Raw genomic sequence first — 18,661 nt, 5'->3', positions numbered from 1 at the left:
AGTTGATCATGCGCTTTTCGTCTACGGCGACGCGGGCGGCGGAGCCTTCCAGCTCGGCGAGGCCTTCGGCGACGTCGAGTTTGTCGAGGGCGGCCTTGGCGCGGATGATCGCGGCGGAGTCGCTGGCGGTCACGTTGCGGGCTTCAAGGGCGGCGGCGGCGCCGGCGCCGTCGAGGCGGTCCATGTTGGCTTCGGTGGCGTGGCCGGCGTTGGCGCCCCGGATGACTACGTCACCGGTGTCTGGTTGATCTGCTTCATCCCAACTCAGCATTGAATTGCTCCTTCGTGGTCCGTCTGACGGCGTGGGCTTCGATTCACCCAGCGTGTTCAAAAATGTGCGTTTTGCAGGCTTCAAGGCATTGAAATACTGCGCATAGTGTGGTCGGTGTTCAGCGTTCTTGCACACTATGTAGTGGTTGTCTGTGTTTGTTGGCACACTATATGGGGTGTAACAACGATGGTCAACGCACAAGACCAGGCCGATGGTCGCAGGGCCATGACTAAAACTCACAGCCCCATGACTTTTAATGGTTACGGCCGCTACCCGGGCCAGTGCTAAAAATTCGCCAACCAGCTCCCCATAACAAAAAAGAGCGTTTGCGAAATGAAAGCACTTGATCTGTACATCGGCGAAGGCTTCGAAGGCCCAGGCGTCAATGCTGCCCACATCAACATCCTCATCGGCCCGCGCAACGGTCCGGCCGGCCAGGCGTTTGCCAACAGTTTGGCGTCGCCAAGCCAGGGCCATTGCCCGTTCATGGTGATTGCCCAGCCGAACATCCCGGTCAAACCCATGACCCTCTACGTCAACAAGGCCGCCATCGGCAGCGACCTGCACGGCAATGCCACCTGGGGCGCGTCCCAGGCCGGGATCGCCAAGGCGGTGCTCGAAGCCCTGCTCGACGGCACCCTGCCGCCGGAAGCCGAGGACGAGTGGGCGATTGTCACCGCCAACTGGGTCAACCCGGCCTGCGACGACCTGGATGCGGTCTACCTGAACAACTACAACGCCTGCCGCACCGCGATCCGCGCCGCCCTCACAGGCTTGCCGCACACCGCGCAACTGGCGGATGTGGTCAACCACATCAGCAACCCTTTCTACACGCCAAAAGCCTGAGGACATTCCCATGCAATACATCCGTTTGGGCAACTCCGGCCTGCAAGTCTCGCGCCTGTGCCTGGGCACCATGAACATGGGCACCCCGGACTGGAAACCGTGGATCTTCGACGAGAAACAAAGCGAACCCATCGTTGCCCATGCCCTGGCCAACGGCGTCAACTTCATCGACCTGGCGGACTTCTACTCCGCAGGTGTCGGCGAAGAAGTGGTCGGGCGCATCCTCAAGCGCGTTGCGCGCCGTGAAGACATCGTGGTCACCACCAAGGTCGGCTACGGCACCCGCAGCGGCATCAATGCCAGCGGCCATTCGCGCAAGCACATCATGGACAGCATCGACGCCTCCCTGAGCCGCCTTGGCATGGATTACGTCGACGTGTTCATGCTGCATTACTTCGACGTGAACACCCCGGTGGAAGAAACCATGGGCGCCCTCAACGACATCGTGCGTTCCGGCAAGGCGCGCTACATCGGCGTGTCGACCATGCTCACCGGGCAACTGGCAAAAATCCTCATGGCCTGCGAGCGCAATGGCTGGGTCAAGCCGATCAACATGCAGCTGCAACTGAACTGCGCCTACCGCGAGGAAGAGCGCGAGATGATCCCGTTCTGCCGCGACCAGGGCCTGGGCGTGTCGGTGTTCAGCCCGCTGGCCCGTGGCTTGCTCACCGGCGAAGTGCAGTCGACCCGCAACCAGACCGACTTCTTCACCCAGCAGATGTACAGCGACCAGGCGTCGTTCGACATCGCCCACTCGGTGCAACGTGTGGCCCGTGCCCGTGGCGTGTCCAACGCGCAGATCGCCCAGGCCTGGGTGGCCAATCATCCGGGTGTGGACGTGATGCTGGTGGGCGCCGACACCACCGCTCAATTTGATAGCGCGCTCGCCGCGTTGGACACCCAACTGGATGCGGAAGAACTGCACGAGTTGGAACGCAATTACACGCCGTGCGACGTAATCAACGACTACACCGCCGGCAAACGCATCCTGCGCAGCGCCCGTCCGGGCCTGGACCGTTTTAACCTGATAGAGGCCGTGGCATGAACCCGCTGATTCGCACAGGCAATTTCATTGATGGCCAATGGTCCAGCGGTGGGCCGGTCTACCCGGTGCGCAACCCGGCCAATGGTGCGCAGATCGCCGAAGTCCAACGCGCCGGTGCTGAAGAAACCAACCTGGCCATTGCCGCCGCCAACCGCGCGTTGCCGGCCTGGCGCAAGCTCACCGCCAAGGAACGCAGCCAGCGCCTCAAGCGCTGGAGCGAGTTGATGCTGAGCAACCAGAAGGACCTGGCCCACCTGCTCAGCCTGGAACAGGGCAAGCCGCTGGCCGAAGCCATGGGCGAAGTGGTCTACGCGGCGAGCTTCCTCGAATGGTTTGCCGAAGAAGCCAAGCGTGCCTATGGCGACGTGATCCCGAGCCACAAGGCCGACGCGCGGATCATCGTGACCAAGGAAGCCATTGGCGTGGTCGCAGCGATCACCCCATGGAATTTCCCCCTGGCCATGGTCACCCGCAAGGTTGGCCCGGCGCTGGCGGCGGGGTGCACGATGATTCTCAAACCGTCGGAAGAAACCCCGCTGTCGGCCTTCGCCCTGGCGGTGTTGGCAGAACAGGCCGGGATTCCGGCGGGCGTGTTCAACATCGTGTCCGGCGATGCCGTGGCCATCGGTGGCGCACTGCAAGCCTCCAGCATTGTGCGCAAGCTGTCCTTCACCGGCTCCACCCGCACCGGCAAGCTGCTGATGCGCCAGGCCGCCGACACCCTGAAAAAGGTCTCCCTGGAACTGGGCGGCAACGCGCCCTTTATCGTGTTTGACGATGCCGACCTGGACGCCGCCGTCAAAGGCGCCATGGCTTCCAAGTTTCGCAATACCGGGCAGACCTGCGTCTGCGTCAACCGCTTCTTCATCCAGGATGGTGTGTACGATGCGTTCACCCGCAAGCTGGCCGAAGCGGTCTCTGCGATGCGCGTCGGCAGCGCCCTTGAGGGCGAAACCGAACAAGGCCCGCTGATCAATGCGGCCGCGTTGGCCAAGGTCGAAGCCCACGTCGGCGACGCCCTGGAGAAAGGCGCCAAGCTGCTGTGCGGCGGCCGTCGCCATGCCTTGGGCGGGACGTTCTTCGAACCGACCATCCTCACCGAAGCCCACGGCGAGATGCTGATTGCCCAGGAAGAAACCTTCGGCCCGGTGGCGGCCTGCTTCCGCTTTACAGATGAAGCCGAAGTGCTGCAACGGGCGAATGACACGCCGTTCGGCTTGTCCGCCTACTTCTACAGCCGCGACATCGGCCGCGTATGGCGCATGGCCGAAGGCCTGGAAGCGGGCATGGTCGGGATCAACGAAGGGATCATCTCCACCGAAGTCGCACCGTTTGGCGGGATCAAGGAGTCGGGCCTGGGTCGTGAAGGTTCCAGGTACGGCCTGGAGGATTACCTGGAGATCAAATACCTGTTGATGGGCGGTCTCTGACCCCATTCACCCAAACAACACCGATCCAATGTGGGAGCTGGCTTGCCTGCGATAGCGGTAGGTCAGTCCCCCATTATCCAACTGACCCACCGTCATCGCAGGCAAGCCAGCTCCCACAATAAAGCTCACACATCACCATCGGCTTGCCCGCTGTTACTCCGTCAAAAACAAAAATATGGAGAACACCATGTCCACTCAACCCATCAAAATCGACGACCTGCCCATCGGTCGCTTCCACCTTAAAATCGCCGGCCTGACCTTCGGCGCCCACTTCACCGACGGCTACATCCTCGGCCTGATCGGCATTGCCTTCACCTTGCTCAGCCCACAGATGCAACTGGACGCCTTCTGGCAAGGCCTGATCGGCGCCTCGGCCCTGATCGGTCTGTTTATGGGCAGCCTGTTCTTTGGCTGGATCTCCGACACCCTCGGCCGGCAGAAAATCTTCCTGGTCAGCTTCGTCCTGATCACCGTTGCCTCGGTGATGCAGTTCTATGCCGAAACCGCCATGGGCCTGTTCCTCTGCCGGGTGTTGATCGGTATCGGCCTGGGCGGCGACTTCAGCGTCGGCCACGCGATGCTTGCCGAGTTCTCACCCAGGAAACATCGCGGGGTACTGCTGGGCTCCTTCAGCGTGGTGTGGACGGTTGGTTACGTGGCCGCGACCTTTGTCGGCACCGCCATGCTCAGCCTCGGCGATGATGCCTGGCGCTGGATGCTCGCATCGTCGGCAATTCCTGCCGGGCTGATCCTGATCGCGCGCATCGGCACGCCCGAATCGCCGCGCTGGCTGATCAACCAGGGCCGGATTGCCGAGGCCCGAGCCATCGTCAAGAAACACCTCGGCGAACACGTGGTCCTCGATGAAGAACCGTCGACGCAAACCCGTTCCGGCTACGGCGTGCTGTTCAGCCGTGAATACCGCAAGCGCACCGCGTTCAACTGCCTGTTCTTCGTGTGCATCGTGATGCCGTACTTCGCCATCTACACCTTCCTGCCGTCGATCCTGCAGAAGATGGGCCTGGCCGAAGGTTTTGGCACCGAGCTGATGCTCAACCTGCTGCTGATCATCGGCGCCTTGATCGGCATCTGGTGCACCGTGAAATTCTCCCGGCGCGGCTTCCTGATCAACTCGTTCATCATCCTGGCGGCGGCGCTGTTCCTGCTGGCGGTATTGCCGGGCAGCATGGCGTGGTTGATGGTGCTGACGTTCGGCGTATTCACCCTGGTGCTGTCGGCGGTGAGCAACCTGGTGGGCGTATTCCCGGCGGAGAGCTTCCCGACCGAAGTGCGGGCCAGCGGCATCGGCCTTGCCACAGCCGTCAGCCGCCTGGGTTCGGCGGTGAGTACCTTCCTGTTGCCGGTGAGCGTAGCGGGGATCGGCCTGAGCCCGACCATGGGCATCCTCGCCGCTATCCTGGTGCTGGGCGCGATCATCTCCTGGGCCTGGGCGCCGGAAACCAAGGCGCTGACCTTGAGCCAGGCGTGCAAGGCCGAGCCTGCGGTGTCAGGGATTGCTCACCCGGTTCAACCACTGCGTAAACAACCGAACCTTGGATAAACCCTGCTTGTCACTTGCCACATCCAGCCAATAGCCATACGGGCCGATCACCTCCACCGGGGTGATCGGCAGCAGGCTGCCATTCGCCAGTTCACGCTCGATCATCTGCCGGTCGATCACCGCCAGCCCACCGCCGGCCAGGGCGGTGTGGATCACCTGGTCCAGGGTGCTGAATTCCAGGCCCTGGCCTGCATCGATATCTTCCCGGCCCATGGCCGCCAGCCAGTTCTCCCAGACCTGCAAACGCTTGCCGTCGTGCAGGATGTGCAGCAGCGGAAAGCGCCGCAGGTCGGGCGGCTGACCGTCGCTGAACAGTTCCGGGCTGGCGACGGCGATGTGGCGTTCCATCACCAACAGTTCACTGCTGCACTGCGTGGCCGCTTCCAGGCCGAAGCGGACCTGGCAGTCGATTTCCGCCAGGCTCGCGTGGGTGTTCTGGTGGGTGACGCTGAGGTTGATGTCCGGGTAACGCTCGCAAAACCTGCGCAGGTGGGCGGACAGCCAGCGGGTGGCCCAGGTGGGCGGGGCGACGATGCGCAGGCGCTGGCGCAGGTTGGGCACGCGCACGGCGTGCAGGGCGCGCTCGATATGGTCGAAGGCGTCGCTCAGGTGCGGGGAGAGGGCGAAGCCGGCTTCGGTCAGGGACAGGCCCTGGGGCGTGCGGATGAAGAGGGCGACGCCGAGGTAGTCTTCCAGTTGTTTGATCTGGCGGCTGACGGCGCCCTGGGTGACGTTGAGGCCCACGGCGGCCTGGCTGAAGCTGCGGTGGCGGGCGACTTCTTCGAAGACCCGGAGCATGTTGAGGGAGGGCAGTTGGCGCATGAAATGGATTCCACACCTGTTGTTTTTATGGTGTTTTTGGCGGCCTCTTCGCGAGCAAGCCCGCTCCCACATTTGATCGGCGCCGCGGTCAAAATGTGGGAGCGGGCTTGCTCGCGAAGGCGTCAGTGAAGACGCCGCCTATTTTAGAAGTAGTAGCCAATGTTCATATACAACTGATTCTCCCACTGGTTACTCCCCCCAGCCCCCAGGCTCTCGGTATAGCTGCTCCCACCAATATACGGATCGTTCTTGCCGATCAACCACTCCGTGGCCACCCACAGTTTACTCACCGAAAACGACGTGCCCAGGATCACCCGCTGTGAGGTCTTGAACTGATCCTCGGACTTGTCAAACGCACTGTAGTTGGCATACAGCTTCACACCGCTGACCTGGTCAAACAGGTACTTGCCACCCACGTCGTAGCTCAAATCCGCCACATAAAGATTGCCGCGGCTGGCCACGTTGAACGTGCCGTCATACCCGCCGAGGGTCACCACGCTGTCGGTGCCCGGGTTGCGCGGTGACATCTGCTGGCGTGCCGCCTGCAATTGCACGCCCCACGGGCCGTTCTTGCCCAGGTAGTGGATCGCCACCGCGTTGCGTCGGCCATCGTCGTTGGTGTCCTTGTTCTCCAGGGTGGAGGTCAGGCCGGACAGCCCGACTTCCGATTTCCACCCGCCCAGGTCCATGGCCTTGGCCAACCGCACCACCACGGTATTGCGTTCCTGGTTGTTGCTGCCGTCGCCCACGTAGCTGTCGGCCTCGGAGATCACGCTGGAGTAGGTCACGCCCTTGCTCGTGCCTTTGCCTTGCCACGCCGGGCGCAGGTAGTAACCGGCCTGGATGTTCCAGTCGCCGCTTTGCTGGATGTACTTGGCGCCGACCTGCTGCACATCTTCCAGGCCGATCACGTTGCCCAGGGTTTCGTAGAAGGTGCTGCCGAAGTATGGCTGCAAGCCAAACGGCACGGTGTTAAGGCCCACTTGCACCTGCTGGTCGGGGTTGAACTTGTAGCCCACCCAGGCGAACTTGGCGAACTGGATATCGCCGTAGTTCTTGGTGTACTGGTACGGGTAGGAGCGCCCGTAGAAACGGTACTGCGCCTCGCCGATCCAGGTGTCGGAGTTGTACTTGGCGCTGAGGTACGCGGTGTCGAGGCCGAACTTCTGGATGTCGCGATCCGGGTCGTAGTCCCAACGGGCGCGCACGGCGCCGCCGAGGTCGAGGTTGTCGGTGACTTGAATGGCCATGGCCGGTGCCGCAAGGGCGCCAAGCACAGGGACCAGAGCGATGTAACGGAAGGTTGGTCGCATGGTTTTACTCTCGTTATTAGTTATTTTTTGGCAACAGCAGCCCCTTGCCGCAACGAACGCTGCGACGCGGGGTAAAGGGTTGACTCAGTGCGCTTGCGGGCGAATCAGCCGCAGCGGCGGGCCGGCGGCGGGCAGCTCCGAGGCGCCGGGGGCGGCGGCCAGCAAGGTCTGGGTGTAGGTGTTCCGGGGGCGCAGCAGCACTTGCTCGGCAGTGCCGTACTCGACGACTTCGCCCTGGCGCATCACCGCGATGTAGTCGCTGATCTGCGCCGCCACCCGCAGGTCGTGGGTGATGAACAGGATGCTCAGGTTCAGGCGCTGCTGCAGTTCGGCCAGCAGTTCCAGCACCTGTTTCTGCACCGAGACATCCAGGGCCGACACGCTCTCATCGGCGATCAACACTTCCGGGCGCATCGCCAGGGCGCGGGCGATGCCGATGCGCTGGCGCTGGCCGCCGGAGAACTGCCGGGGCTTGCGCTTGAGGGCGTCGCGCTTTAGGCCCACCTGTTCCAGCAAATCACCGGCTTCAGCCCACGCATCCTTGGCCGACAACCCGCGCAATTGCGCAGCGCGGGCGATGATGTCGCCCACCCGGTGCCGAGGATTGAGCGAGCCATACGGGTCCTGGAAAATCATCTGGATGCGCCGACGATTCGCCGCCAGCGCCGAGCCGCGCAGGGCCAGGAAGTCGGTGTCACCGACCCATACGTGGCCGCTGTCGCTGTCCACCAGGCGGATCGCGGCTTTCACCAACGTGCTTTTGCCCGAACCGGATTCGCCGACAATCGCCAGGGTCTTGCCCCGTGGCAGTTGCAGCGAGACATTGCGCAAGGCCGCCACCGAGCTGCCGCCGACGGTGTAGGTCTTGGTCAGGTGCTCGATGCGCAATGCCAGCTCGCCGTCGGCACTCGGCTTGTGCAGCTCCGGGTGCAGCGCCGGCACGGCCGCAATCAGCTTGCGGGTGTAGGCGTGGGCCGGGGCATTCAGCACCTGGTCGCGCTCGCCGATTTCCACCAGCCGGCCGCCTTCCATCACCGCGATACGGTCGGCAATCTGCGCCACCACGCCGAAGTCATGGGTGATAAACAGAATGCCGTGTTGCCCGCGGCCGCGCAGTTCGCGCACCAGCTTCAGCACCTGCGCCTGGGTGGTCACGTCCAGCGCCGTGGTGGGCTCGTCGGCGATCAGCAGGTCCGGGTTCATCGCCAGCGCCATGGCAATCACCACTCGCTGGCATTGCCCGCCAGACAGTTGATGGGGAAAGCTGTTGGCGATGCGTGGCGGGTCCGGCAGTTGCGTCGACTCCAGCAGCGCCAGCATGCGCTCGCGGCGTTCAGCGCCAGGCATCTGCGGTGCGTGAATATCGAAGATCTCTTCCACTTGCTTGCCAATGCGAATCGCCGGGTTCAGCGCCGCCATGGGCTCCTGGAAAATCATCGCGATACGGTTGCCCCGCAGCTGGCGCAAACGCTCCTCGTCGAGGGTGCAAATGTCATCGCCGAGGAAGTCGATCACGCCTTCGGTATGCCGCAAACCCTTGGCATAGTCGCCCATGATCGCCGCCGACAGCACGGACTTGCCGGAGCCGGACTCGCCGATCACGCAGAGGATTTCGCCCTTGCGCACCTCCAGGCTGATGCCTTGCACCGCGTGGCTGCGGTCGGCGCCGGCGGGCAATTCGATGGACAGGTTCTGCACCCGCAGTACTTGCGTGTGGTTCATGCTCAACTCCTTGCGCCTTTCTGGGCGTGTTCATCCAGGCCGTCCGCCAACAGGCTCAGGCCCAGCATCAGGGTGGAGATGGCGATGCACGGGAAGATCACCAGGTGCGGGAAGGCGATGGCCATGGCGCGGCCGTCATTGATCATGCCGCCCCAGTCCGGTGTGGGCGGCGGCAGCCCGAGGCCCAGGAAGCCGAGGGCGCCGATCATGATCGCGGTGTAGCCGATGCGCAGGCAGAAATCGACAATCAGCGGCCCGCCGCAGTTGGGCAGGATTTCCACCAGCATGATCCGCAGCGAGCCTTCGCCCTGGGTGATGGCGCTGAGCACGTAGTCTCGCGAGCGAATATCGATGGTCAGGGCGCGCATGATCCGGAAGATCGCCGGTGCGCTGGTGAAGGTCACCGCAATCAGGATATTCAGCGCCGAAGCGCCGAGGGCGATGATGATCACGATGTACAACACCAGCACCGGGAACGACAGCACCGTGTCGGCCACATACGACAGCACGCTGTCGACCCAACCGTTGAAGTAACCGGCGCACAGGCCCATGGCGATGCCCACGGCAAACGCGGTGAGGGTGGCGAGGATCGACCAGAACAGCACGGTACGAGTGCCCCAGATCAGCCGCGAGAGAATGTCGCGGCCAATCATATCGGTGCCCAGCAGGAAGCCCTGGCCGTTGTCGCCGACGGTCATTGGCGTGAGCAAGGGCGTGAAGCTTTCCAGCGGATCATGGGGCGCGATCCACGGTGCGAACAGCGCGATCACCACCCAGCCGCCCACCAGCAGCAGGCCGAGCAATGCCAAGGGATGTTTGAACGAGTGCAGCAGGTTCATTGGGCACCTCCGCCGAGGCTGCGCAGGGTGATGCGCGGGTTGAGCCAGGTGTAGGCCAGGTCCGAGAAGATCTTGGTGATGCCCACCACCACGGCACTGACCATCGCGCAGGCTTCGATCAGGTACACGTCATGGTTCAGCGAGGCGGTGTACAGCAGCGAGCCGAAGCCCTTGTAGGCGAAGAACACCTCCACCACGATCACGTTCGACAGCAGCCACGGGATGTACAGCATGATCACCGTGACCGGCGCGATCAGCACATTGCGCAGGGCATGCCGCAGCACAATGCGTGAAGTCGACGCCCCCTTGAGCCGCGCCGTGCGGATGTACGGCGCCTGCATCACTTCCACCATCGAGGCCCGGGTGATGCGCGCCAGGTAACCGATGCCGAACAGGCACAGCACCATCAGTGGCAGCACCAATTGCACGACGCTGAAGCCTTCGCTCATGCTGCTCACACCGGGCAGCCAGTTAAGCCAGAACACAAAGATCGCGGAGACGAAAACTGCGCTGGCGAAGTCGGGAATCGAGGTGGTGACGATCGACAGGAACGACACCAGGCGGTCCAGCGCCGAGCCCTGGCGAATCCCGGCCAGAACGCCGAGGGTCAACGCCACCGGCACCATCACCAGCAAGGCCAGGCCGGCCAGGGTCAGGGTTTGCGCAAGGTTCGGCAGCAGCAGCTTGATCACTGATTCGCGAAAGTACACCGAGGTGCCCCAGTCGCCGCTGACAAAGTCCTTGAGCCACACCAGGTAGCGCCACACAAAGGGTTGGTTGTAGCCATGTTCCACCAGCCAAGCGGCGCGCTGGTCGGCGGCGGAGTAGGGGCCGAGGACGTTGATCGCCACGTCTTCGATATTCAGTTCCAGGGCCAGGAACACGATCAATGACACCGACAGCAGGGTCGCCACCAGCGCCAATAACTTGCGCATCAGAAAATGAGCCATGGGTGCATGCTCCGACTGTTCAAGGGATGCCTGCCCGTGTGCGGGCAGGGAGGAGGGCGTGCGCTAAATCAAGCGCTCATCCACACACTGTCCATCGGGTAGAAGTCGGAAGGGTGCACCTGGAAGCCCTGGACCTTTTTGCTCACGGCGGTGAACTTGTCGCCCCAGAACGGCTGCACGATCACGCAGGCGTCCTGCAGGATGCGTTCGACATCTTCCATCGCCACGGCGCGCTGTTTCGGGTCGATGATGCCCATGGCCTTGTCCAGCGCGGCATCGAACGCCGGGTCGCTGTAATGGCTTTCGTTCCAGGCACCACCGCCACGGTAGGCCAGTTCCAGGGACATTACGCCCAGCGGGCGGTGGGCCCAGTAGGTCAGGCTGAAGGCGGCCTTGTCCCAGATCGGCCAGTACTGTGCAGCAGGGATCACCTTGAGGTTGATGCGGATCCCGGCTTCCAGGCAGTTCTGTTGCAGGATCTGCGCGCAGTCCTGTTCATAGCGGCCCTGGGTGTTGCCGACGATCAGGTCAATGTCGATGCCGTTGGGGAAGCCGGCTTCGGCCAGCAGCTTCTTGGCCGCCGCCACGTCGCGGTTGCGCTTGGGCAGCGGGAAATATTCGGGGTGGGAAGGCGCCACATGATGGTCTTCGCCGAGGGTGCCCATGCCGCGATAGGCGATCTTCAGCATCTGCGCGTTATCGGCGCACAGCACCACCGCCTTGCGGATGCGCAGGTCGGTGAACGGCTTCTGGTCGCAGGCCATGCGCATCACCACGGTTTGCGCCGACTTGCAGGTCAGCAACTGGGCCCCGGGCAAGCGCTTGGCCAGGTCCAGTTCAGCCACCGTCACGCGGTACAGCACGTCGACTTGCCCGGCTTGCAGGGCTGCGAGGTGGGTGGACACGTCGGTGCCCATGTCGACGTAGCGCAACTCGTCGAGGTTGGCTGGTTTGCCCCAGTAATCGGCGCGCTTGGCGAAGGTCGCCTGCTTGTTCACGGCGAATGAAACCAGCTTGAACGGCCCGGTGCCCAGCGGGTTTTTCGCCCAGTCGTCACCGGCCTTGAAGCTGCGGTGCACGATGGCGCAGGTGAAGGCGTTGAGCATCTCCGGGATCGCCAGGATCGGCCGCTTGAGCACCAGGCGGAACTGGAACTCGCTGACTTTTTCGAAGGCCTTGATGTCCTGGAACGCGGTGCGGTTCACCGACTTGGAATCGGCGGCGATCCAGCGTTCGATATTGTGCTGCACGTCGTCGACGTTGAAGGTGTCGCCGTTGCTCCACTTCACGTTCTGGCGCAGGTTGAAGGTCCAGGTAGCGAGGTCTTCCGACGGGCTCCAGCTCTCGGCGAGGTAAGGGTGGGTGATGTTGTCGGCGTCGACCCAGGTCAGGTATTCCACCGAGTTGCGCAGCAGGTTCGAGGCTTCGATCCAGGTGATCAGCATCGGGTCCTGGATTTCCTGGATCGCGCAGGCAAACCGCAGGCTGCCGCCCTGGCGTGGCTCGGCGGCCTGGGCGTGATTGCCCAGCAGTGCGGAACCGAGAAAGGTGCTGGCACTGGCGACGGTGATGCCCAGCAGCGCGGCCGTGCGCAGGAATTGGCGACGGTTGATTTCGCCGCTTTGCACTTGGGCACACAGATCATTTACGGCTGGATGCGGCGCGGCGCCGTCCAGGGTAGTCAACTCTTTCATAAGCCTCTCCGGTACTTGCGAATATGCGTTTTTTTGTTGAACCGCAAGGGTCAATGGCAAGCGCCGCGAAGGCGTGACCGTGACCGCTGTGAAGCCGGCAGAAGAACAAGGCGCAACGAAGTCGGGAGGGTGGCAATGGGACAGGACATAGGGCAGCTCTCATGTTGTTTTTATTAGAGATGCCCGCAGTTTTGTCATTTGCGCAAAGATCGACAAACGACAAATTCTGCGTTGGAACGTTCTATAAACGCATGTTACATGTCGCTCCCCACCGACCGATCGTTCCCACGCTCTGCGTGGGAATGCCGCCCCGGACGTTCCGCGTCCCCTCTGCGAAACGGTGACGCAGAGCGTCACGGGATGCATTCCCACGCACAGCGTGGGAACGATCAGTACCTCAACAAGCGCGGGTCGAATGGGTAGTCGGAGAGCAACTCGATGCCGTGTTCGTGGATGTAGATCTGCTCTTCGAGCTTGACCCCTTCGCCGCCGTCGTCGTGGCCGATGTAGCTTTCCACGCAGATGGTCATGCCGGCTTCGAACACACCGTCGTAGCCCAGGGCATCAATGTCTTCGCGATGCACCACGTAGGGGTATTCACCGGTCATGCCAACCCCGTGCACCAGGGCGAAGTAACGGTTGTTTTTGTAATGCTCGGGAATCTTCCAGGCCAGTTCCGCGTACTCCTTGAAACTGCGCCCGGCCTTGAGCATTTCCATGTTGGTCTGCACTTGCTCATAGGCCAGTTTGTACAGCTCCTGCTGCTTGGCGGTGGCGGCTTGTTCCCCGCACAGGAAGGTCCGCGAGAAGTCGGCGTAGTAGCCGAAACGCCCGACCACGTCAGTGTCCAGCGCTACCAGGTCGCCGGCTTCGATGGGCCGGGTGCTGCACTCCTGGAACCACGGGTTGGTGCGTGGGCCGGAGGACAGCAGGCGGGTCTCGACGTAATCACCGTCGGTGGCGATCACATGCTGGTGCAGGTGCGACCACAGCTCGTTCTCGCTGATGCCGGGGGTGAGTTTGCTTTCCATCAGGCGCACCCCGGCTTCGGTGGCGCGCAGGCTGGCGCGGATCATCTTGAGTTCGTTCGGCACCTTGATGCAGCGCGCACGTTCCAGCGGTTCCTGGGCATCAAATATCTGATAGCCGAGCTTTTGCAGTTCGAAGGCCGCAGCGGAGGTGGCGCTTTCAATGGCGATGCGTTTGCCGCCGCCGCATTTGCGCACCAGCTCATCGATTTCCGCGGCCCAGTCGGCGGTGACATTGCCCAGGAAACTTTCGCAGAAGTAATAGGAGATGGCTTTGGCCGGGCGCACTTCATCGACGGTGTTGAGGGTTTCGGCCAGGTGCAGGCAGCCGCCGAACTCGAACACCACCACCGGGCCTTCTGCCGGGATAAACGCATAGCGGGCCGGGTTGCGCGCCGAGTACACCTGCATGTTGCGTGAGCCGGTGGCGTAGCGCATGTGGGTAGGGTCGAACAGTACGCAGGCGGCGTAGTCGCGTTTTTTCAGCTCGTTGCGTACCCGTTGCAGACGGTCCAGCTGGATCTGCTGGATCTCGTCATGGGTAGGTTCGCAGTCAGCGGGGTTGCGGTTGGGGCCGGACAGACTCATGGGGTGTTCCTCGCAGGGCACATGCGGTTTTTTGGTTTTTTTAGGTGTGAATCAGTCGAGCAACTGGTCGCTGCGGACCAGGTTGCGTTCGGCTTGCAGATGGGCTTCGGACAGGCGTCCGTAAAGCTGCTTGGTGCGCTGGGCACGGCCAATGATTCCGGGCTTTTCGGAGTAGGCGAAGATCGCCGTGTTGCGCTCGGTGGCGCCTTCCACGCGGGTCACCCGGTGCACCGAGAAACGTCCTTTGAAAATCTGCAGGTCGCCGGGGTTGAGTTCCAGTTCCTGCACCCGCGAACGGTCTTCGCCACGCACCACCTTGCCGACTGCGCCGAGGTTCTCCTGGGTGCGGGAGCGAATCATCGGCGCGTACTCGAACAGGCCGCCGGCCTCGGGCTTCTGGGTCATCATGCTGACGATGAATTCGTTGGTATCGAAGTGCCAGGGCTGCTCGGTGCCGTCCGGCATCACGTTGATCACCAGCCCGGCGAACGGGTCGGCGTACTCGAAGATTTCCGGCTCATTCAGGCAGGCACCGATAAAGCGTTTCATCATCGGCGACACGTACAGCCGGTGGATGATCGCGTCCGGGGCGATCATGTCGCGGGTCACAAAGCCGCTGGTGCGCTCCATGAACGTGCGGCGCGGGTCATCGTGGGGCAGGGAGGTGTCGTCCTCGGTGAAGTAGGCGTTGACCTTGCGCACCGAATAAAACGTCTTGCCCGACAGCGCCAAACCTTCCAGGCGCGCCTGCTCAAGCGCTGCGGGGCGCAGGAAGTTCTTCAGCAGGCAGCAGCCGTCTTCGGCCAGTTCGGCCCGGGCGTGTTCGATCAGGGCCTGTAATTGAACATGGCCCGAATCATGTATGGGATACAGCTCGGTATTAATAATGTCGCTGATATCGCCCACTTCAGCGTCAGCAAGTTGAAGGCTCATGCAAGACTCCCGGAACTATCAGTTGGTGTTTTTTGGCTGACCCGATAGTTGCTGAACGAGGTGCAAAGTGGAAATTACAAGTTGTGATCGAATCCATCGGCGAGGGCGATAGTTATGTCGGGCGAACTGGATGGCACCCTGCTTAAAGTGTTTGTGGCAATTATCGAGTGCCAGGGGTTTTCGGCGGCCGCCGAGCGCCTGCACAAGACCCAATCCACCGTCAGCCAGAGCCTGCAACGCCTGGAAGACATCGTCGGCACGCCACTGATCCGCCGTACCAGCCGCTCGGTGGGCCTGACCCCCGGTGGCGAAACCTTTTTGATCTACGCCCGGCAGATCCTCAAGCTGCACAGCGAGGCCGTCAGCGCCGCGCAATTGCCCAATCAACAGGTGTGTATCCACCTCGGCATGCCCGAGGACTACGCCGAGTACTGCCTGGGCGGGATGCTCAAGGACTTCCAGGCGCAGTTCTCCCAGGTACGGCCCGATGTGTGCTGCGAGATGTCGACGGCCCTGGTGGGGCGCCTGCAACGGGGCGAGCTGGACCTGGTGCTGGGGGTGGAACACGCAGGTTTGCAGAGCGGGGAATACCTGTGCGACGAGCCGTTGGTGTGGGTCGCGGCGCCCAGCTGGAGTTGCGTGGGGCGTCAGTCGGTGCCGTTGGCGGTGTACGCCGAGGGCTGCGCGTTCCGTGCGAACGCCGTGCAGGCGCTGGCCCAGTCCGGGCGCTCGTGGCAGGTGGTTTACACCAGCCAAAGCCCGCGCGGCATTGCGATTGCGATCGAGCAGGGCTTGTCGGTGGGCGTGATGGCGCGGCGCCTGGTGCCACCCGACTGGCAGATTCTGGACGAGCGCCAGGGCTTCCCGCCGATTGCCCCGGCGCGCCTGATGTTCTGGCGTTCAGCCGGTTGCCAGGTGCCGGAAGTGGATGCCCTGGTGGAGATTCTGCGCCGGCAACTGGGCCACTCAGGGCATCTGGGCGGCCAGCGCTTCACGGGTGTGTCGCTGGGCCATGCGCTTGAGCAATAACAGGCTGGCCAACACCCAGGCCGCGATCCAGCCGTGCACCACCGCAAATTCGCCAGTGACTTGCAGCAGCCAGCCGCACAAGGCATTGCCGGTGGCACTCGCCAGGCCGTAGCTGACCATGCTCAGGCTCACCACTTGCAGGCTGTGCACCGGGCTGAGCCGGGCACCGACGTAGGCGGCCATCAAGCCCCAACACGGGAAATAGAACAGCGCGAACAGCCCTGCCGCCAGCCAGCTCAGTACCAGGCTCGGGTGCCCGAGCAAGCCGAGCATGCTCAGACCAAACGCGCCGATACTCAGGGCCATCACCCGCAACGCCCCCCAACGATCTGCCAGCGTGCCCAGCAGCAAGCCGCCGATCACACCGCCGATCCCGATCAGCGTCCACATCGAGCCGGTGACGGAAGCGCTGGCCTGTAGCTGCTCGCTGACGAACGCCGACAGGAAATTCAGAAACGGCCCGCTGATGGCGCCGATAAACGCGCTGAGCAAGACGATCTGCATTGCCACCGGTTGTGCCACGCACAACTTCAGCCATTGGCGCAGCACTTGGTTCAGCGCCGGCGCCATGGTCTCGCGTGGTGCCGGTTGCTTGATCGGGGCCAGTGCCCACAGGGTCAACAGCGTGACAACCAGCGTCAACCCGGCGCAGATCAGCCAGAACTGGCGCAAGGACAAGCCCTGCAACAGCGCGATCAACAGCCCGTTCAAGCACAGCGCAAAGGCTGAGCCCGAGGACGCCAGCCCGAGCACCCGGCTGCGATGTGTAGTCGGGATCACCTCTTGAGCGAGGGCCGAAATCGCGTTCCAGTTCGACACCGCGCACGCCGACACCAGTGCCAGGCACAGGGCAAACGGCAGCACCCACGGCGTGGCGACGGCCAGGGCCAGCAGGGCGGGGCTGAGGACGATGGTTAGGCGCACCATATTGCGCGGGCTGATCCACGCCGCCGCCAGGCCGCTGGCAATCGAGGCGCCCATGTAGAACAGCTGCAACAGCGCGGCAATCAACGCGGCCTGGCTGTAACTGAGCTCAAAGGCCAGGCGGATCTGCGGCAACAGCGCCGAATACAGGAACACACTGAAACCGTGGGTGGTGGCGTTGCAGGCGGTAAACACCAGTGCCAGCAAGCCAATACTTCGCCGGGATGAAACGGGTGCGTTGGACATGGCGATGACTCGATAAGTTAATCGCGAAAGAGAGGGGCGAAGTTACAGGAAGTACATCGGCAGACTAGCGTTTATAGCCTGGCGACGACCAATGCTTAATTGTCTTAGTGTGCATGCGTTATACGCAGGTTATTTATTCGTGAGCGACGGTCTGTAGCGATAAACGACACTTTCAGCGTTTGCGACGATTAATTGTTTGTCAGGCTGGAGTGCTACCGCTGACCCAATACAAAAAGGTATGTTGTGCAGGTTATTTCCCCTGTGCTCCCGAGTGTCGTCCATGAAACGCAAAATGCCCGGTCTCAACGCCCTCAAAGCTTTCGAAGTCGCCGGCAGTACCGGCAGTTTTACCCGGGCCGCCGAGCTGTTGAACGTCACGCAGAGTGCGGTCAGCCGCCAGGTGCGCCAGCTTGAAGAACAGTTGGGCGAGGCCCTGCTGGAGCGTCGTCACCATCACCTGGAATTGACCAGTGCCGGGCGGGTGTTGCTGCGGGCGTTGCACCAGTCGTTCGACAAGATCGAGCTGACGGTGCGCAGTATCCAGCAGAAGTCCCATGCCAATCGGCTGCACATCAATGCGCCGCCGACGTTTACCAATCGTTGGTTGATGCCGCGGTTGGGGCGCTTGCGCGAGCAGCATCCGGAGTTGGAGCTGAGCATTACCACGCGGTTGCAGGACAGCCTGGCGGAGACCAGTACGCTGGATTGTGCGATTCGGTTTGGCGATGGGGAATGGGATGGGTTGGACAGCTCGTTGTTGATTCAGGAGCGGCATATCGCGGTGTGTGCGCCGTCGTTGTATGCCCGGGAGTGGAGTGACGGGATTGATCTGAATCGCATGACGTTGCTGCATGTGCTGGCGCGGGAGGATCAGCGGTATCTGACGTGGAAGCATTGGCTGGATGCGGCGCGGATCAGTGGGGTTGATATCGAGGGGGGGTATGAGTTTGACCTGCTGGATTTGGCGATTCGGGCGGCGATCGATGGGTTGGGGATTACCATTGCGGATTGGCATATGGTCGCTTCGGAGTTGGCCAGTGGGCAGTTGACGCAGGTGCTGAATGTGCATGTGGAGGGGCATCAGTCGTATTGGCTGGTGACCCGGCCGGAGCAGACGGATACGCCGCAGTTGCAGGTGTTTGCGCAGTGGTTGCAGGAGGAGATTTGGTTGGCTCAGCGGCAGTTGGAGCCTTCTTTGGCGGCTGGGTGAGGAGTGGGGTTTGTGTACATATCCATTGCTGCGGTAACGGCGGCTTATGGTTCCGCTCTTACAGCGGGTCACTTTTTTACAAACGCCTAAAAAAGTAACCAAAAAACGCTTTGCCCCACCACTCGGTGCCTCGCCCAGGCTCGGCATGCCCGCACTCCGGCACGGCTCCGCGGGCCGCCGCGACGGGCCATCCATGGCCCGGCGCGGCTA

General features: G+C 62.5%; 15 protein-coding genes and 1 pseudogene. 6 read left to right on the top strand and 10 right to left on the bottom strand.

Features of this window, described 5'->3' with window-relative positions; translation table 11 throughout:
* Window positions 1-271 (bottom strand): annotated as a pseudogene (locus tag HX818_RS29805) (ribonucleotide-diphosphate reductase subunit beta); the annotation flags it as partial.
* A gap of 333 nt (window positions 272-604) precedes the next feature.
* On the opposite strand from HX818_RS29805, the gene fae reads away from it, so the two are divergent.
* The 4 genes from fae to HX818_RS29785 all read left to right on the top strand — a co-directional run bounded on the left by fae (window position 605) and on the right by HX818_RS29785 (window position 5,153).
* Window positions 605-1,117: a formaldehyde-activating enzyme gene (fae, locus tag HX818_RS29800; RefSeq protein ID WP_003212394.1), complete on the top strand. Its 513-nt coding sequence runs from the start codon at window positions 605-607 to the stop codon at window positions 1,115-1,117.
* 10 nt (window positions 1,118-1,127) lie between these two features.
* Entirely contained in the window at window positions 1,128-2,162 is a 1,035-nt protein-coding gene (locus HX818_RS29795; RefSeq protein WP_102606526.1) for an aldo/keto reductase, read from the top strand.
* A complete protein-coding gene (locus tag HX818_RS29790; protein ID WP_177021277.1) occupies window positions 2,159-3,592 on the top strand; it encodes an NAD-dependent succinate-semialdehyde dehydrogenase in 1,434 nt (477 codons plus the stop codon). The genes HX818_RS29795 and HX818_RS29790 overlap by 4 nt, the downstream gene beginning before the upstream one ends.
* A 187-nt stretch (window positions 3,593-3,779) precedes the next feature.
* A complete protein-coding gene (locus HX818_RS29785; RefSeq protein WP_177021276.1) occupies window positions 3,780-5,153 on the top strand; it encodes an MFS transporter in 1,374 nt (457 codons plus the stop codon).
* Here the strand turns inward: HX818_RS29785 and HX818_RS29780 are convergent.
* The 8 genes from HX818_RS29780 to HX818_RS29745 all read right to left on the bottom strand — a co-directional run bounded on the left by HX818_RS29780 (window position 5,100) and on the right by HX818_RS29745 (window position 15,042).
* The gene (locus tag HX818_RS29780; RefSeq protein WP_177021275.1) at window positions 5,100-5,975 is read right to left on the bottom strand and encodes a LysR substrate-binding domain-containing protein; all 876 of its coding nucleotides are present in this window, start codon (window positions 5,973-5,975) and stop codon (window positions 5,100-5,102) included. The two genes, HX818_RS29785 and HX818_RS29780, sit on opposite strands and share 54 nt — an antisense overlap.
* A 143-nt stretch (window positions 5,976-6,118) precedes the next feature.
* Window positions 6,119-7,288 carry a hypothetical protein gene (locus tag HX818_RS29775; RefSeq protein WP_177021274.1) on the bottom strand — a complete coding sequence of 390 codons (1,170 nt, stop codon included), beginning with the start codon at window positions 7,286-7,288 and terminating at the stop codon, window positions 6,119-6,121.
* Window positions 7,289-7,372: 84 nt separating this feature from the next.
* A complete protein-coding gene (locus tag HX818_RS29770; protein WP_177021273.1) occupies window positions 7,373-9,010 on the bottom strand; it encodes an ABC transporter ATP-binding protein in 1,638 nt (545 codons plus the stop codon).
* 2 nt (window positions 9,011-9,012) lie between these two features.
* A complete protein-coding gene (locus tag HX818_RS29765) occupies window positions 9,013-9,849 on the bottom strand; it encodes an ABC transporter permease (RefSeq protein ID WP_177021272.1) in 837 nt (278 codons plus the stop codon).
* A complete protein-coding gene (locus HX818_RS29760; RefSeq protein ID WP_102369228.1) occupies window positions 9,846-10,799 on the bottom strand; it encodes an ABC transporter permease in 954 nt (317 codons plus the stop codon). Before HX818_RS29760 ends, HX818_RS29765 begins: the two co-directional genes overlap by 4 nt.
* Window positions 10,800-10,867: 68 nt before the next feature.
* A complete protein-coding gene (locus HX818_RS29755) occupies window positions 10,868-12,493 on the bottom strand; it encodes an ABC transporter substrate-binding protein (protein WP_177021271.1) in 1,626 nt (541 codons plus the stop codon).
* A 389-nt stretch (window positions 12,494-12,882) separates the two neighbouring features.
* Window positions 12,883-14,109 carry a Xaa-Pro peptidase family protein gene (locus tag HX818_RS29750; RefSeq protein ID WP_003218567.1) on the bottom strand — a complete coding sequence of 409 codons (1,227 nt, stop codon included), beginning with the start codon at window positions 14,107-14,109 and terminating at the stop codon, window positions 12,883-12,885.
* Window positions 14,110-14,160: 51 nt separating this feature from the next.
* Window positions 14,161-15,042 carry a hypothetical protein gene (locus HX818_RS29745; protein ID WP_008432881.1) on the bottom strand — a complete coding sequence of 294 codons (882 nt, stop codon included), beginning with the start codon at window positions 15,040-15,042 and terminating at the stop codon, window positions 14,161-14,163.
* 114 nt (window positions 15,043-15,156) lie between these two features.
* On the opposite strand from HX818_RS29745, the gene HX818_RS29740 reads away from it, so the two are divergent.
* The gene (locus tag HX818_RS29740) at window positions 15,157-16,071 is read left to right on the top strand and encodes a LysR family transcriptional regulator (RefSeq protein ID WP_177021270.1); all 915 of its coding nucleotides are present in this window, start codon (window positions 15,157-15,159) and stop codon (window positions 16,069-16,071) included.
* On the opposite strand, the gene HX818_RS29735 is transcribed toward HX818_RS29740, so the two are convergent.
* Complete coding sequence (locus HX818_RS29735) at window positions 16,009-17,241, bottom strand: MFS transporter (protein WP_177021269.1); 1,233 nt, start codon at window positions 17,239-17,241, stop codon at window positions 16,009-16,011. The two genes, HX818_RS29740 and HX818_RS29735, sit on opposite strands and share 63 nt — an antisense overlap.
* 280 nt (window positions 17,242-17,521) lie before the next feature.
* Here HX818_RS29735 and HX818_RS29730 point away from each other — a divergent pair, with 280 nt between their 5' ends.
* Window positions 17,522-18,451 carry a LysR substrate-binding domain-containing protein gene (locus HX818_RS29730; RefSeq protein WP_003218560.1) on the top strand — a complete coding sequence of 310 codons (930 nt, stop codon included), beginning with the start codon at window positions 17,522-17,524 and terminating at the stop codon, window positions 18,449-18,451.
* Window positions 18,452-18,661 lie beyond the last annotated feature (210 nt).

It is taken from the genome of Pseudomonas sp. F9001 (assembly GCF_013385435.1).
Taxonomy (GTDB): domain Bacteria; phylum Pseudomonadota; class Gammaproteobacteria; order Pseudomonadales; family Pseudomonadaceae; genus Aquipseudomonas.
This window is presented reverse-complemented; position numbering and strand designations above follow the sequence as displayed.